Raw genomic sequence first — 16,335 nt, 5'->3', positions numbered from 1 at the left:
CAGTGTGTCACGAGGGTCCTCAAGCTGACAGGATGAGGGGCGACGTGCGAACCATGGAGCGCCACCCTGGCGAGGGGGAGGTGAGCGGCGTGCCTCGCATGCAGTCGACCGCCGGCCGGCTTGCCCGCTTGGGATTCGCCGACGGGGCCCGCGCCGAGCGCCTGCTCGACGGGCTCGGGGCGGAGGCGGAGGCCGATGCCGGATTGCTTGACGCGCTGGTGGCGACGGCCGACCCGGACCTGGCGCTGACGTCGCTGAGCCGGCTCGCCGACCGCGACCCGGACATTCTGCCCGCCCTACGCGACGCCCCCGAGGCCAGGCAGCGGCTGCTGTCGGTGTTCGGGGTGAGTGCGGCGCTGGCCGAGCATGTGGTGAGGCATCCAGATCATTGGCGGATCCTGAGCGGCCCCGCCGTCCGCCCGATGTCGAGGGAGCTGCGGGCCGCCCTGTTGTCCGCGGTGGGAGCGCCGCCGGAGGTGGCCGAGCCGGTGGCGGCCTCGCGCGGGCAGGCCGCGCTGACGGCCCTGCGGGTGGCCTACCGCGACCGGCTGCTCCACCTGGCGGCACGCGATCTGTCGGGCGCTTCGTCGCTCAGCGAGGTGACGGCGGAGTTGTCCGATCTCGCCGGGGCCGCGCTTGAGGCGGGGCTGGCGCTCGCGCGGGCCGACGTGCCCGAGGCCGCCAAGGTGAGCCTCTCGGTGATCGGCATGGGCAAGTGCGGGGCGCGAGAGCTCAACTACATCAGCGACGTCGACGTGATCTTCGTGGCCGAGCCCCGCGACGGACTCGACGAGACCGAGGCGCTGCGCATCGCGACGAAGCTGGCGCAGGGCATGATGCGGGCGTGCAGCGCGAGCACCCCTGAGGGGGCGCTCTGGGAGGTCGACGCGGCGCTGCGCCCGGAGGGCAAGAACGGCCCGCTGGTGCGCACGCTCACCAGCCACCTCGCCTATTACCGGCGCTGGGCGAAGACGTGGGAGTTCCAGGCGCTGCTCAAGGCGAGACCCGTGGCGGGCGACCTGGAGCTCGGCGGACGCTACACCGAGGCGGTCAACGAGCTCGTGTGGCAGGCCGCCACCCGGGACAACTTCGTGGACGACGTGCAGGCGATGCGGCGAAGAGTCGAGTCGCACGTGCGCGGCGACGAGGCGGAGCGGCAGATCAAGCTGGGGCCCGGCGGGCTCCGCGACATCGAGTTCGCCGTGCAGCTTCTGCAGCTCGTGCACGGGCGGCACGATCCGCTGCTGCGCCGCCGGGCGACCCTCGCCGCCCTGGCGGCGTTGTCGCGAGGCGGCTATGTCGGACGGGACGACGCGAAAGCCCTGGCGGAGGCCTATTCCTTCCTCCGGGGCATCGAGCACCTCGTGCAACTTCACCGGCTCCGCCGTACTCATGTCGTGCCCGAGGACCCTCCCGATCTGCGGCGGATCGGACGGGCGCTCGGCATGGGCGTCGATCCGGTCGGGGAGTTCACGACACGGTGGAAGCGGCACGCGCGTGAGGCGCGCAGGCTACACGAGAAGCTCTTTTACCGGCCTTTGCTACAGGCGGTGGCACGTTTGCCCGAGCAGGAGGAGCGTCTTTCCCCGACGGCTGCGAAGGCGCGGCTGGAGGCGCTTGGCTATGCCGACCCGGAGGGGGCGTTGCGGCACATCGCGGCGCTGACCAGCGGGGTGTCGAGACGGGCCGCGATCCAGCGCACGCTGCTGCCGGTGATGCTGGGGTGGTTCGCCGACGCGCCCGACCCGGACGCGGGCCTGCTGGGATTCCGCCAGGTGAGCGACAAACTCGGCGCCACCCCCTGGTATCTCCGGCTGCTGCGCGACGAGACCGCGGCTGCCGAGCGCATGGCGAAGCTGCTCGGCACGAGCCGTTACGCGACGGGGCTGCTGCTCAACGCCCCCGAGGCGGTCACGATGCTCGGCAGCGGCGCCGAGCTCGCCACACGCCCCAAGGAGACGCTGCTCGCAGAGGTGACCGCGGGCGTGCAGCGCCACGGTGAGAACGGCGAAGCCGCCGTGGCCGGGGTGCGGGGGCTCCGGCGGCGCGAGTTGTTCCGTACGGCTGTCGCCGACCTCATGGGCGTGATCGACATCGAGCAGGTGGGCCTGGCGTTGTCGGAGCTGAACGACGTCACGATCCAGGCGGCGCTGGACGTGGCCGTCGGCAAAGTGTCGATGGAGCGGCGCGAGGACTTCCCGACCCGGTTCGCGGTGATCGCGATGGGGCGGCTGGGCGGCCTGGAGTGCTCCTACGGCAGCGACGCCGACGTGATGTTCGTGCACGATCCGCATCCGGGGGTGCCCGACCGGGCGGCGTCGGAGGCGGCGCACGCGGTGGCCAACGAGCTGCGCCGGCTGCTGGCGCTGCCGGCGCCCGACCCGCCGCTGCTCATCGACCCGGATCTGCGTCCCGAGGGGCGGCAGGGGCCGCTGGTGCGGTCGCTGGCGTCCTATGCGGCCTACTATCGGCGCTGGTCGGCGCCTTGGGAGTCGCAGGCGCTGCTGCGGGCGCGCTTCTCCGCGGGTGACGCGCAGCTGGGCAAGGAGTTCACCGAGCTGATCGCGCCGCTGCGTTATCCCGCGGGCGGTGTCAACGGTGACGCGCTGCGCGAGATCCGTAGGTTGAAGGCGCGCATGGAGGCCGAGCGGCTTCCGCGCGGAGCCGATCCCAGCCTGCACACCAAGCTCGGCCGGGGCGGTTTGTCGGATGTGGAGTGGGTGGCGCAGCTTCTCCAGTTGCGTCACGCGGCCACCGTGCCCGATCTGCGCACCCCCCGCACGCTCGCGGCGCTGCGGGCGGCGGCCGCGGCCGGGCTGATCGAGCAGGCGGACGTCGAGGTGCTGGCGGACGCCTGGTTGTTCGCCTCGCGGGTGCGGGACGCGATCATGCTGGTCCGGGGCCGGGCCGCCGACAGCATCCCGACCCTGGTGCGCGACCGGGCGCTCATCGCCCGCGCGCTCGGATATCCGCCCGGCGGGTCCGAGGACTTTGTGGACGACTACCGCCGGGCGACCCGCAGGGCCCGGCGGGTCATGGAGCGCGTCTTCTATCAGTGATCCGTGACCGTTGAGTGGATTGCGTCACTCGTGCCGGAGGTGTATCAACGGTGCGGGTGATCAATTTTGCTCTCTACTTACGTTGACTTGGCTGTCGGGCTAGTCCTCGCTTTCCTGTTCTTATCCCTGCTCGTCAGCGGGATCAACGAGGGACTCGTGCGGTTGTTGTCCATCCGCAGCAAGTTCCTCTGGGCGTTTCTGCGTGACACTCTGGACGGCCCCGACCGGCAGGGCCGCTCGTTCCTCCCCGCCGGCATGCGCGACGTCTTCACGGCTCTGCCGTTCTCCCGTGACGCGCGCCCTCGGCACAACTCCATGCCCTCCCCGGCGGTGCTCTCCCCCATCCCCGAGGGCGAGGCGGTCGCCGAGGGCGAGTTGACCGAGCGGCTCTACGAGCGTGTCCGCGAGATCGACCATCCCAAGGCCAAGCGCACCAGCATCGCGACGCTGCCGCCGGAACGGTTCGCCCTGGCGCTCATGGAGTTCGCGTCCGCCGAGCCGAACGGCGTGCAGGGGCTGCTCGACAAGCTCAAGGCCATGCGGAGCCCGTTGCACGGCCATCTGCAGGGCATCTGGGAGAGCTCGGCGGCCGACGTCAACCGGTTCAGGCAGCAGGTGGAGGTGTGGTTCGACGCCGAGATGCGCCGGCTCACGCTGCTCTACCGGCGTTATGTGCGGTGGGTGGTGGCCGTGCTGGGTCTCGTGCTGACCTTGGTGTTCAGCATGGACGCCCTGGAATACGGCAAGACCCTGCTGCGCGACCAGGCCTTCCGGGAGGGGGTGGCGGCCATCGCGGGCGGCGGCGACCAGGGGTTGACCGCGCTCAAGGACCGCTGCACGGCCACGGGTGACTCGGCCGACCCCTATCGCTGCGTCACTGAGGCGCTCAGCTCACCGGCGCTCGTCAAGATCTTCGACCACGCGCTCGTCGGCGTCGCCGTACCGCAGAACGGGGATCCGCAGGTGAAGTGGAACCTCGGGGCCTGGTGGGAGAGGCTGATCTCGCCGGGGCACTGGCCGGGGTTCGTGCTGACGTTCGCGGCATTGTTGTTCGGGGCGTCGTTCTGGTGGGACATTCTGCGCAGGCTCACCGGTATCCGGTCGAGGGCCGGTCGGTAGATAAGTCTTTGCGCTTGATATACGCGGGACCTGGGTAGCTAGATCGCGTCCCCCCATCAAGATCAAAGGGGGACTCATGAGAACGATCATCACCAGCACCGGACTCATCGTCCTGGCCGGCTGCGCCGCCTTCGGCACGGCGCTCACCGGGGGTGCCGCCGCACGCGCGCACACCCCGGTGCCGGGGGACTCACCCGCATACGCCGTCGTGCCGGCCAACCCGGCACCGCGGACCGCGCTGATCGCCAAGCCCGCGCAAACCCGTAAGAAGGTACGGCGGGTGCACACCCCGGATGACGGCACGCGCGAGCTGGCCTCGCAGCTGGGCAAGGAGCTCGGCACGGCGCGGAGCGGCCTGCGGAAGGCGGGATTCGTCAAGATCAAGGCGCACGACGCGCTCGGCCGGGGACGCGTCATCTTCAACCAGCGCCAATGGCGTGTCTGCGGGCAGAACCCGATGCCTGGGCGTGTCTCCCGGGACTCCACGGTCGACCTGGCCGTGGCCAAGCTCGACGAAAGCTGCCCCGTCGGCGGCGACACGCCCGCCCCCGCGGCGGCGGCGCCCGGCACCATGCCGAACCTCATCGGCACCAGCCTGCGCGTCGCCCGGGGCACCCTGCCGCGCGGCACCGAGATCAAGATCAAGGACGCGACGGGCGCGAACCGCATCGCGTTCCGCGACACCGGCTGGCAGGTCTGCAGCCAGACGCCCGCCGCGGGCGCCTCCCTCGCCGACCAGAGCGTCTCCTTCGCCGCGGTCAAGTACGGCGAGCGCTGCCCCGGAGCCTAGGCCGATCGCGTACGGCACAAGCCCCGGCCGGGCTTGTGCCGTACGCATGTCGTCACCGGGGCCGGCGTGTGTCCCTCGGACGCCACGCCGTGCGCGGCCGCATCACCTCGACGGCCACCGCCCTCGCCGCGGCGCGGCGGGCGCGGCGGCGGTCGGCGATGCTGGGGCCGCGCCTGCGCTCGCTCGGGTGGATCTGGTGCTCGGTGTGGAACAGGTCGAGCAGCCGGTCCAGGTGCACGAGCACCTCGGCGTGCAGCCGCCAGCGGGCCGACAGCGGTGAGGCGTCGGGGGTGAGCAGGTGGGCGAAGCCGTCACGCTGGTGCCTGCCCGAGGAGAGGTGGCGGCGCAGGGAGTTGCGCAGCGTCTCGTTGCCCTGATCCTGGACCAGCTTGCCGTATGCCCGCATCGCTCCGGCTATCTCCCGCAGCGCGGCGGCCAGGTGTTTGCGGCTGTCCTCGTCGTAGGTGAGGCTTTCGTCAGGTGGTTGGGCCGCCCGATCAGCCATCGAACGCGCCAATCCCCGCAACGTCAACGCCGAATATTCCAGCGCCTCCAGGCCGCCGCGCAACCCGAGGGTGGTCAGCTCGTAGACGGGCGCACGGGGGTTCAGGCGCAGGCTCTCCTCGGCGTGGTCGAGTTCGCGGCCGACACGCTGGATGTCCTTGGTCACCTCGCGGGTGTCCGCCGTCCAGCGTGACATCGACTCCCGGCCCGACTCGCCGGTCATCCCGCCCGCCATGCGGTCCACCATCTCGCTCATCCGGTCGGCCAGATCACCGACCGCCTCCCGCGCGGGCCGCATGTGCACGGGTGAGGCGATCACTCCGGCCAGCAGGCCCGTAGCGGCGCCGATGAGCGTCTCGAACGCGCGTCCCGTCGCTCCCGTCGTCGTGTGCGCCCCGAGAGCGAGGATCAGCATGGCGCTGATCGGCACCTCCAGGATCTGGTCTCCGAGCCGGAACACGTAGCCCACCACCAGGGCCGCCGCGATCGTCGCCCCCAGGCTCCACCACGTGAACCCGAGGACGGAGGCCACCCACACGGCGATCATCACCCCCGCCACCACACTCGCGATGCGCTGGAACGCCGCCCGGATCGTCTTGTAGAGCGTCACCTGCACGACGAGCAGCGCCGTCAGCGGCGCCAGCAGCGGCACCTCCGCGCCGGGGAGCCATGTCGCGATCAGGTAGGCGGCGGTCGCGGTGAGCGTCAGCCGCAGAATGAAGACCACCGTCGGCTGCGCGCGGCGGGTCGCCAGGCGCACCGGGGGCGCCAGGGCAGCCATGGTGCGTGCATGTGCTTTGAGCAGGTCGTTTGTCATGGACATGTGAGGTATGCACTGGATTCGTGGGTGGTCCGCCGGCGGTGGGGGCCGAGGGGCTTCCACCTGGCGGAAACCTCGACGATGGACCTACCGGACAAGCACTTGAATGCCCCCACCTAGCCGCCCATTCCCACCTTTGCTCACTCTTAGCACCCTATTTCGCACTATCGGCGTGATCCACCGCTCTCCCCGCATCCCGGCCCCTCTCCCCCACCCCACAGACCAGTGCCCCCACCATGGCCCCCAACGCCACCAACGCCCCCTCCGCCGCCCCGACCCCCATAAAAAGCCACGCTCCCACAGCACGCATGAGCAACAGCGTCCCGAAAACCAAAAACACCGCCCGCAGATAAGGCATTCCCCCACCCCGCACAAAGCGCCGCCGCACCGGCGAAACCCCAAAGACCAGCACCATGAAAACAATCGACGTCAGAACAAAAAACCCACTGTCCCCCAACGAGTGAATATAAACATATTCAACCGGCCGCTGAATATACTTCTCCACGATCTCCAGCATGTCCATGCCCAGGAGAATAACCACACCTCACCCCCCGCACCCTCGAAACCACACCTCCCGCCCCCCATCCACACGGACCGTGAGCCCAAACCGCCCAACCTCCGGGCGCCCTCGCTCCATCCACCACCGGAAAGCCCCCTCAACCTCATCCCACACCCGCCGCTTCCCACCCTGCAGCACCCGCTGCCGTCCCTCCTCCTGGAAAAAGACCACCGCCCAGGAACGGCATCGAAGCGAATAGAAGTAGACCACCCGCATCCCCTCACCCTCCGCGGTGGCCGAATGCACTACCTCAGGGACTCGCAGCCCCACGACGAACGCCGCCGTGCCGTACGGATCATCCAGGAGCTCGTCGTGACGAACCTCTGTCACCGACTCCACCGTGTCATCCGGCCACTCCACATCCGAGGGGAAGTATTCCCGGTGCACCGGCACACCCCCGCGCTGCGGCCGCGACATCATAAAACCCACAGTGCCGACGAAAGCCCCGCGCGCCAGACCATCCTCTTCCACCGTCAACCGCACCAATGCCTGCACATCGGTAAACCCCGTATCCCATGGCACAAGCAGCACACCCCCCACCCGCGTCTGCTCCACCCACGCTCCTGGCACCCGCCTTACCGCGAAGGTCACCTGCACCCTGTCGTACGGCGCTCCAGCCGCCCAGCCGCCATCCCCCGTGACCACCGGCGTCCCAAAGCCCGCCCGGCGCAACCTCCCCCGAGCCGCCTCCGCGACCTCGGGATCGATTTCCACCCCGACCACGTTCGCCGCCCCCACCCGAGCCGACAACAACGCCGTCGTCCACCCCGTCCCGACCCCGACGTCCAGCACTCGATGCCCCGGCCGCACATCGAGCTCCTGCAACATACGCACCACGAGCGACGGCTTCGAGCCGGACGACGTCGGCACCTCCCCCGGCTCACGCCCCTCATGCCGACCGTCATCCCACTGCGTCACCATCGCCGCATTGCGCCCCGCCTGCCGCTCCCACTCCACCGGATCCTCGGCCCGGTTCACCACCGAGTAACCCCCCGACCGCTCATCGAACGGCCACATGAGATCCGGCAGAAACTCCGCCCGCGGCACCCGCGCGAAGATCTCCTCCCACTCTGCGCCCACCCCCTCCACTCCCCACAAGCCCGTCACTTCGCCGGCCTCGGTAGCGGCCGGTCCCCATCCGGACTCGGCTTCGGCAACGGCACAGGCTTCGGCGGAGGCGGCGGCTTGGGATCGCGGTGCTTGTCCATCGTGAACTCCCTCGGTTGAGACCGTGCCGCGACGCTACGAGCGGGTGCATCACCCACTCAAGGAGATTGCTCCTCATTGCCGGTGACGAGCGCGCTCAGATCGTCGATCACACGAAGCAACACCTTCCGGGCCGCCTTGCCGTACACCGCGGACTCCCGCATCAAATCGAAGATTCTTCCGTACAGGCGGATCTCCTCCGGCTGTGTCAACGACAACTCCGCGGCGAAGGTCTCAACGGACACAAGCGCTTCATCCCTGATAACGAACCCATGTACAGGACTCTTGGCAAGCCGAGCACCGAAAGGGATCACGCCCAATGCGACGCTTGGCATCCCAGCCGACGCTATGAGGCCTTCAACTTGACTTTTCAGCACCTCCGGCGGACAGACCAAGTTCCTCAACGCCGCCTCTGTGACAAGGAAATGAAATCGTTGGCCGGGTTGCCGGAGAACACGCTGCCTGTCCATACGAGCGGTGACACCAGCCTCAAGATCGTCAGGCAACCCGTGCACCGCGATGACTTGAGCGAAGATCGCACGTGCGTACTGAGCTGTCTGCAGCAGTCCCGGCACCGTCGACGGCTCGAACCATCGCACCAGGCCGACCTTCGCCTCGATCTCTGAGAGCCGGCGCTGGCGAGCCGCCGTCCCCGCGCGTAGCTGCCGACGCCACGTGGCATAGGCCAACTCCAAGTTGCGGAGTTGAGCGCAAAGCGAGACGACCTCATCGTCGGCGCCGCAAACCCCCGCCCAGATACGCAGGTCCGCCTCGCTTGGCGTCTGCTTGCCATGCTCGATCTTGGAGACTTTTGTGGCCAGCCACCCCGCTCTCCGCGCGAACTCCCTGCCGTTCAGCCCGCTGCTCTGCCGCAACTCGCGTAGGCGGACGCCCAGGGCCTCACGCGCCTGACGAATGTTCGGCACCGACAGGCCATCTCCTGACATATTCCTCGTACGGCACTGCTCGCGACCACACAGCGTGTCGGCCGGCGACATAGTGCGCGACGATGTCCGGGTCATCGACCAACCCGATCGCCTTTAAGACGTCGTCACCGCCGAACCTCATGATCGCCACCTGCCGCGAATCGAACATCCAGTAGTCATCGGCCGGCAGATCCAATCCGGCCGCCAAGTCGCGGGCAAGGTAGCGGATGTCCTCTCCCGCCTCAGCGTTTCCAGAGTTCGACCGGAGTTCGAAGCGGACGTAGTCGGTCGGCGGTTCGGTGACGACCCGGACACGCTCGACGCTTCGACCCGCCGCCGCAACCGACCGCATGAGCTCCATCCAAGCTGCGCGCTGCACCCGATTGAGTGCGTCCAGGCGCGCCCAGTCAGCCTCCTGAAAGGCTTCCCACCGTTCACGCTCAGCGGGCACGTTGTAGTGGTCGCGCAGCTCGAGCCGAAAGGCTCCATGCCGCATTCGCCGGAAAAGGTCGAGGAACTCCTCTCTCGTGATATTCCGCATTAACTGCTCTCCCAGGCCAGGTGAAGCACATCTGCCGGGACCTCGACAAGCGCCTCGTTTGACGCGAGGTCCCGAGCGTCGGCGATCGCCTGCGGGTCGGTCACCTTCCACCCTTGCACGACGTAGGTGCCGCGATCGGTTTTGTAGAGCGCGGGACAGTCTCCCTCGTTGCTACCGGCGGTCTTGCCGACGAACGTCATCCGCATGCCGTCTCCTTGGAATCGGGGAGGGATTGCCGAACTACACTCGCAGCGATATTCAGTCGAAATCGTAGAGCAGTCAAGAGGGTGAGACATTCACTTCTCCCTGGAGGCATCGGGCCTTTTTTACCGCTCTCCGACCTCGGAGCAATCTTCGGCAATCAACTTGCGGCTCGCCGATAAATGGATCCACACTTGCACGCCGCGTGAAATCAGGGCTGATTTGCTGGAAAGGCGTCGATTCACACCTCACCTTGATTGCCGCGGGACGGCAGCGGGTGGCCTGTGCCGGGAGGCGCGGGTGTCGGCCGGGGATCATGGAACCGCGTCGACCGGGCAATGTGTGCGGTGCCGGAGTCCGTCAAAGCAGGTCGTTGAGGGAAACCGTGGCGTACCCCAGGGGGCACTTGACCGTCCACCGGTCGTAGCGCAACGTGTTTGGGAAGCGACGCCGTGCGCCGCCCTCGGCCCGGCGGGAGGGCGTAGGGAGGTTGTTGATTGTGAGGCCGGAGTTCCTCGGCAAGGAGTCGACCGGTGGCAAGTCCCCGACGTTGTACGCCACCGACCGGAATTCCTACGTCATTCAAGGCTGGATCGTGACCGATTTCCAAATTCTCGCGTCGGTCGACGTGCCCGACGACGAGACGTTGGTGGAGATCACGGCGAAGCTGATGACACACCTGGCAAAGGACGGGCTCCTCGGCAGGATCACACGGTTCACCCATCCGATCGTGCATGTGAAGCCGAACGGGAATCTCATCGTCCAGGGCGCCCGGGTGACGGACGCCGAGGCACTGGCGCAGATGGACATTCCCGATCACGAGACGTGCGTCGAGGTGTCGAAGGCGTCGATGGTGTCGCTGCTGTCGGAGGGGAGCGCATGGAACTGAGAGAGTTCCGGCCATCCCACCGCTGATCCGGCTCACGTTGGTCTGGCACATGTTGATCCGGCAGGGCGACCGGGTAGGTGGGGTCAGGGGCACAGCGTCCATTCCGGGGCCCAAGTTCGAAGCCCGGGGTTCAAGGCACCAGGACGACCTTGCCGACGGTGGCGCGGCCGATGAGGGCGCGGTGGGCCTCGGCTGCCTTCTCCAAGGGGAAGCGGGTCGTGAGCGGGGTGAGTTCGCCGGTGGCGGCTTTGGCGAGGGCGCGGGTTTCGAGTTCGCGCATGGCGCCGGGGCGGCGCAGGAGGGTGGGGCGCAGGGCCCAGGTGGCGGTGAGGCCGCGTTCGGCGAGGTCGGCGGAGGTGACGTCGGTGAGACGGCCGGAGGAATAGCCGAAGAGGATCAACCGGCCGCCGACGTCGAGTTGTTCCATGGCGGTGCGCCCGGCGCCGCCGCCGACGCTGTCCAGGACCACGGTGATGCCGCGGCCGTCGAGCGCCTCGGTGATGCGGCCGGGCCAGTCGGCGGCGAGGTAGTCGGCCGCGACGTCGGCGCCGAGGCGCAGGACACGTTCGGCCTTGTCGGCTCCGCCCGCGACACCGGCGACGGTGGCGCCGGCGGCTTTGGCTGCCTGGACGAGGAGCGCGCCGAGGCCGCCCGCGGCGGCGGTGACGAGCACGACGTCGGCCGGGGTGACGGCGGCGATGTCGAGCACGGCGACGGCGGTGCGGCCGGTGCCGATCATGGCCACGGCGGTGGCGGCGTCGAGGTGGTCGGGGATGACGTGGAGGGAGGTGGCGGCGGCGATGGCCTGTTCGGCGTAGCCGCCGCTGGCGGCGCCGAGGTGGGCGACGACGCGGCGGCCGCGCAGGGTCTCGTCGACGCCTTGGCCGACGGCGTCGACGACGCCGGCGACTTCGCGGCCGGGGGTCATCGGCAGGTCGGGCACCGGGAGGGGCCCGCCGGCGTTGCCCTCTCTGAGGTGCACGTCGATGAGATGCACGCCACTGGCCTCCACCCGGATGCGCACCTGGCCTCGTCGCGGCGCCGGGTCGGCGATCTCCTCGTAGAGGAGGTTCTCGGCCGGGCCGAAGGCGTGCAGGCGGATCGCGCGCATCGTGTGGACCTCCACGAGCTTGAGGAAAAAGGAGGGTGAGCCGGCCGATGGGAGCCGGCTCACCTGGAACCCTAAAAGCTCAAGTTAAGTTGAGGTCAAGTGCCGGCGTATCAGCTCTTGGGAACGATCCAAGTGGCGCGGGCCGCGGCCACCAGTGTGCCGTCCACCTCGTAGACGGCGCTCTCGCCGTACATCTTGCGGCCCTCGCGGCCGGTGGCACGGGCGACGACCGAATAGGTGCCGCCGGGGAAGACGCGGCGGTGCACCTGGGCGGTGAGGCGCCCGAGCAGGGCGGACTCGCCGGGCTGGAGGTGGGCCCAGCCGGTGACGCAGTCGAGTGCGGCCCACACGATCGGGGTCGGCACGCTGCCGCCCTCATCGGAGACGGTGAACGGCACGCGCCAGCCCGCCGCGAACAACGCGCCGTCGTCGTCGACCCGGCCGGGGAAGATGCGCAGGCCGTCGCCGGGCTCGCGCAGGCCGCAGGCGAAGCAGTCGGCGATGGCGTGGTCGATCAGGCCGGGGAACCGGGACTCGGCTTTGGCCGCCTCGTTGAAGGGCACGAAGCCGGGGCCGGTGAGTTCCTCGGCGACGGGGATGGCCTCGACGAGGAGGCGGTCACCCTCGGACAGGGTGACGGTGTTGACCATATGTTCTAGGCGGAGCTCGGTTTGGAGAGGCGTGGGGGCGTGCAACGTGACCTCGACGGCGGATTCACATCCGGCCTCTGTCAGTGTGTCTGCGAGAGTGCCCGCGATCCAGCCGCCGTTCGCCGATCCCTCGGGTCCGCGGAAGCGCGCCGGAACGGTCACTACGGTCTGCAGCCCTGCAGCCGTCGTCATACTCGACCTCCTGATTAACGCCGCACATGGCGATATGTCCTGAATCGCGTTTGAAGTAGGTCGCCGATTTTACCCGAGCTACCGGCAACAACAATGCACGCAGGGCACACGAGCCACTCGACACGTGTCTTTTTCCACGGACCACACACAGGCACGGCAAAGCCGGCCCGAAGGAGGTCCGGGATCACCCAGCGTCACGATCACCGGAGCAGATGTCACGATAAGGGGTTCCGGGCGCGTAGCGCTGCCATTCAGCCCTACTGAAACCCCCGCCGGCCTGTTCGCACACCGCACGCGCCGCCCGGGCGGGGTCGACGATGTGGGACGTGAGTGTGCCGTCCTTGGCGGCGACGTAGAGCACACCGTCCCCCGCCGCCAGCTCGTTGTCCCAGCCGGGCACCTTGATCGTGGCCAGCGGCTGCCCGGTGCGCACATCCCAGAGCATGACCTTGTTGCCGATCGACACCGCGAGTGTGGCGCCGCCGTCGGCGAACGCCGCCGCCTCGACCCCTTCGGTGCCCGGTTGCCCGATCGGGCGGTCCTGCGGCGTCCACGGCGCGGTGTGCCACAGGTCGACCCCCTTGCCCTCGGGCACGACCGCGATCCCGCCGCCGGGATCGAAGGCCACCGGGCCCTGACCCGTCATGTACGGCCGGCGGCCCGGCCACGGCAACACGCGGGCCGATCGGGTGTCCACCATCGCGGGATAAGGCAGAAACGCGGTGAGCAGACGTGAGCCGTCGGGGCTGAAGGCCATGGAGTCCCCGCCGCCGTTGTCGACCCCGCGCCCCCGGCCCGTGCGAAGGTCCCACAGTTCGAGCCAGGGTCGATGGCCGTGCGCGAAGTCTCCCACCGGGCTCTCGGACACCGCGAGCGTATTGCCGTCGGGTGAGAAGGCGAGGGCCGACAACCACTCCATCCGCTGGTTGAGCACCGGGAACGACTTGGTCACCCGCCCGCCTGCCGTGTCGATCAGCGCGATCGAGAGTTCGCCGCGCTCGCCGACGGTGAGGGCGCCGCCGACCGCCAGCACCCGCCCGTCGGGGCTGAAGGCCAGGGCCACCCGTGCCGCGGCGGACTCGGCCACTTTGATGGGAGGGCCAAGCTTTCCGCCGCCTGCCGTACGGAACATCTGGATCGTCCCTTTGCGCTCCAAGGCGAGCGTGGTGCCGTCGGCGGACAGGGCCACGGCCCCGGCGGCCTCACCTTTGCGCAGCAGGCGTTGTCCCTGCGGGATGCGCAGGGAGTAGACGGTGCCGCCCGGCCGGAGCACCCTGACGAACCGCCCGTCGTCGCTGAACCTCGGCTGGGTGTTCAAATCGCCGTCGATGTGCTCACGCATCACCTCGGACCCGTCGGCGGTGCCGATCACGGCGATCTGGTCCGCCGTGGCGATCGCGAGCAGGGTGCCGTCGTCGTTCAGGGCGATGTTCACGCCGTCGACCCGCAGCTCCAGGAGGCGCTCGGCGCCCTTCGGCATGTCCCAGATGCGGACGGCGTCGAGCTGCCCTTCCCTGTCCTCGGCGACCGCGTAGACACGGCCGTCTCCGCTGAACGCCGCGTGGTCGGTGACCTGAGTCGGCAGGGCGCCCGGCACACGCGCGCCGGTCGCGGGGTTCCACCAGTGGGTGACACCGCCGGAGGAGGCGAGGGCGAGCCGCCCGCCGGGGCTGACGGCGACCGTGGAGAGCCCGCCGCCGGTGACGAGTTTGGTGCGGTCGGCGACCCGCCACCACACGGGCCTGCTGCGCCCCTCCTCCATGATCGCGAGGTGGTCGCCTGTGCCGTCGAACTCGAACTGCTCGTCGAAGAGGGGGTTGACCGGCGGCCCGAACCTCGCCCCCACCGGCTTGCCCGTGCGCACGTCCCACAGCCGCACGCCGCTCTGGTCGTGCAGGGCGAGCGTCCTGCCGCCGCGCGAGAGGGCGGCGCGCAAGACGCCGTCGCCGACCCCGCCGAAGGAGGTGCGCTGCTCTCCGCTCACGACGTCCCACACCCGGACCGTCCCGCCGGCGACGCTCGCGAGCGTGGTGCCGTCGGTGCTCAGCGCGTGCACCCCCGCCGACGAGCCGGGGGCCTTGAACACGTCGGCGACGGTCTGCGCGAGGGAACCGTACAGCGCTCCCTTGATCTCCGGCACCGCCGGGTTCGGCGCGATCTCCCAGGCCGCGGCGCTCAGCCGCAGCGCCGCTGCGGGCTCCCGGTCGCGCAGGGTCTCGGCGCGCAACGCGAGGGTGCGGGCCACGGCGAGGTCGCGCTGGGCGGCGGAGTCGCGGCGCTGCACCTCGATGAACGCCCCCGCCGCGACCGTGATCACGAGCAGGGTGGCGAGGGTGGCCGTGAGCAGGCGGCGGACACGTGCCCGGCGGCGTACGGCGGAGGCCCCGGCGGCCAGGAACCGCGTCTCCAGGTCGCTGAGGTGCAGATGGCGCCGCCCGGTGGCGGCCCACTGTGTGGCCTGCTCCAGCGGGGTGCCCTGGTAGAGGTCGCCGGGTTTGCACCCGTGGTCGTGCCAGAGGCGGGCCGCCTCGGTGAGCCTCCGGTGGATCGGCAGGCCCTCGCGCTCGGCCTCCAGCCAGGTGACCAGCCTCGGCCAGGCGCGCAGCAGCGCCACACCGGCGGGGCGCACCCCGTCATCCTCGCGAACAAGCAGCCCCGCCCGGGTGAACTTGTCGATCACGCCGCCGACCGACGCGGCGTCGGCGACGTTCAGCTCGTCGGCGTCGGTACGGCGGATGCCGTCGGCGCCGCCGTCCCCGGGCGCGACCATGCGCAGCATGACGTCGGGCACGACCTCCTGCTCGCCGGGCGCGAGCGTGGCGTAGACGTTCTCGGCGACCACGCCGAGCTCGGGGTTGCGTTCCACCATGTCGCCTGGCGGCTGCAGCGCCGCCGCGGCGCGGGCGCCCGCACGCAGGAGTTCGGCCCGCCGCCCGGCGGTGTCCGCGTGGCCGCCCGACAGCAGCGCGAACAGCAGGTGCGCGGCCGTGGGCCGGCCCGCCGGGTCCTTGGTCAGGGCGGCGGCGGCGAGCGCGCGCAGCGGCTCGGGCAGCATGCCGAGGTCGGGCTCTGCGACCAGCACCTTGTGCAGCACCGCCCCCATGCTGGAGGCGTCGAACGGGCTGCTTCCCGTGGCGGCGTAGACGACCACCGCGCCCCAGGCGAAGACGTCCGCCGGCTGCCCCACCTCGGCGTCGGTGAGCGCCTCCGGGGCAAGGTAGGCCGGAGTGCCCGCCACCTGGGCGGGCAGCGTCACCGACATCTCCTTGGTGCGGGCGATGCCGAAATCGATCACCCGCGGCCCGTCGGGGCCGAGCAGCACGTTGTCGGGCTTGAAGTCGCGGTGCACGACGCCCGCCTCGTGGATGGCGGTGAGCGCGGTCGCGGTGGCGATGGCCAGCCGCAGCAGCGCGTCGCCGGCGAATGGCCCGCCCTCCTCGACGGCGCGGCGCAGGCTTGGCCCGTCGACGTATTCGCTCACGATGAAGGGCCGCTCGGCGGTCACGTCGGCGTCGATGAGACGCGCGGTGCAGAAGGAGGCGACCCGGCCCGCCGCGGTCACCTCCCGGGTCACGCGGGAGGCGACCTCGGAGTGCAGCACCTTGATCGCGACACGCCGCCCGGCCTCGTCATATGCCTCGTAGACGACGCCCTGGCCGCCCTCCCCCACCCGGGAGGCGAGCACATAACCACCCAGGCGCTCCGGATCACCGGGAACCAACGCGCCGCGCACCACGAGAATCCTCCAGCGATCCGTGAAAAGTCCCT

The 16,335-nt window shown here is 69.9% G+C and carries 13 protein-coding genes; 4 read left to right on the top strand and 9 right to left on the bottom strand.

Annotated elements, in window-relative coordinates; all coding sequences use genetic code 11:
- Nucleotides 1-53: 53 nt before the first annotated feature.
- From Ssi02_RS01705 to Ssi02_RS01695, 3 genes are all read left to right on the top strand, one after another.
- Nucleotides 54-3,059, top strand: a complete 3,006-nt coding sequence (locus Ssi02_RS01705; RefSeq protein ID WP_239128512.1) for a bifunctional [glutamine synthetase] adenylyltransferase/[glutamine synthetase]-adenylyl-L-tyrosine phosphorylase — start codon at nt 54-56, stop codon at nt 3,057-3,059.
- 87 nt (nt 3,060-3,146) lie between these two features.
- Entirely contained in the window at nt 3,147-4,178 is a 1,032-nt protein-coding gene (locus Ssi02_RS01700) for a hypothetical protein (protein WP_239128511.1), read from the top strand.
- Nucleotides 4,179-4,254: 76 nt separating this feature from the next.
- Nucleotides 4,255-4,968, top strand: coding sequence for a hypothetical protein (locus Ssi02_RS01695; protein ID WP_204020299.1), 714 nt, complete (start codon nt 4,255-4,257; stop codon nt 4,966-4,968).
- A gap of 52 nt (nt 4,969-5,020) precedes the next feature.
- Here the strand turns inward: Ssi02_RS01695 and Ssi02_RS01690 are convergent, their stop codons facing one another.
- From Ssi02_RS01690 to Ssi02_RS01665, 6 genes are all read right to left on the bottom strand, one after another.
- A complete protein-coding gene (locus tag Ssi02_RS01690; protein WP_204020297.1) occupies nt 5,021-6,295 on the bottom strand; it encodes an FUSC family protein in 1,275 nt (424 codons plus the stop codon).
- 151 nt (nt 6,296-6,446) lie between these two features.
- Nucleotides 6,447-6,833, bottom strand: coding sequence for a hypothetical protein (locus tag Ssi02_RS01685; RefSeq protein WP_204020295.1), 387 nt, complete (start codon nt 6,831-6,833; stop codon nt 6,447-6,449).
- A gap of 3 nt (nt 6,834-6,836) precedes the next feature.
- Nucleotides 6,837-7,931, bottom strand: coding sequence for a methyltransferase domain-containing protein (locus Ssi02_RS01680; protein ID WP_204020293.1), 1,095 nt, complete (start codon nt 7,929-7,931; stop codon nt 6,837-6,839).
- Nucleotides 7,932-8,116: 185 nt separating this feature from the next.
- Entirely contained in the window at nt 8,117-8,983 is an 867-nt protein-coding gene (locus Ssi02_RS01675) for a helix-turn-helix domain-containing protein (protein ID WP_204020291.1), read from the bottom strand.
- Nucleotides 8,958-9,524, bottom strand: a complete 567-nt coding sequence (locus Ssi02_RS01670; protein WP_204020289.1) for a DUF6879 family protein — start codon at nt 9,522-9,524, stop codon at nt 8,958-8,960. Before Ssi02_RS01670 ends, Ssi02_RS01675 begins: the two co-directional genes overlap by 26 nt.
- A complete protein-coding gene (locus Ssi02_RS01665) occupies nt 9,524-9,730 on the bottom strand; it encodes a hypothetical protein (protein WP_204020287.1) in 207 nt (68 codons plus the stop codon). The genes Ssi02_RS01670 and Ssi02_RS01665 overlap by 1 nt, the downstream gene beginning before the upstream one ends.
- Before the next feature lie 494 nt (nt 9,731-10,224).
- Between Ssi02_RS01665 and Ssi02_RS01660 the strand changes: the two genes are divergently transcribed.
- Nucleotides 10,225-10,614, top strand: coding sequence for a hypothetical protein (locus tag Ssi02_RS01660; protein WP_204020285.1), 390 nt, complete (start codon nt 10,225-10,227; stop codon nt 10,612-10,614).
- A 130-nt stretch (nt 10,615-10,744) separates the two neighbouring features.
- Here the strand turns inward: Ssi02_RS01660 and Ssi02_RS01655 are convergent, their stop codons facing one another.
- The 3 genes from Ssi02_RS01655 to Ssi02_RS01645 all read right to left on the bottom strand — a co-directional run bounded on the left by Ssi02_RS01655 (nt 10,745) and on the right by Ssi02_RS01645 (nt 16,300).
- Nucleotides 10,745-11,788, bottom strand: a complete 1,044-nt coding sequence (locus tag Ssi02_RS01655; RefSeq protein ID WP_239128510.1) for a zinc-binding dehydrogenase — start codon at nt 11,786-11,788, stop codon at nt 10,745-10,747.
- Nucleotides 11,789-11,835: 47 nt separating this feature from the next.
- Nucleotides 11,836-12,567, bottom strand: a complete 732-nt coding sequence (locus tag Ssi02_RS01650) for a PaaI family thioesterase (RefSeq protein ID WP_204020283.1) — start codon at nt 12,565-12,567, stop codon at nt 11,836-11,838.
- A 184-nt stretch (nt 12,568-12,751) separates the two neighbouring features.
- Nucleotides 12,752-16,300: a WD40 repeat domain-containing serine/threonine protein kinase gene (locus Ssi02_RS01645; RefSeq protein ID WP_204020281.1), complete on the bottom strand. Its 3,549-nt coding sequence runs from the start codon at nt 16,298-16,300 to the stop codon at nt 12,752-12,754.
- Between the last annotated feature and the right edge of the window lie 35 nt (nt 16,301-16,335).

The organism is Sinosporangium siamense (genome assembly GCF_016863435.1).
GTDB lineage: Bacteria > Actinomycetota > Actinomycetes > Streptosporangiales > Streptosporangiaceae > Sinosporangium > Sinosporangium siamense.
The sequence above is the reverse complement of the archived record's forward strand: the minus strand, read 5'-3'. Positions and strand labels throughout refer to the sequence as shown.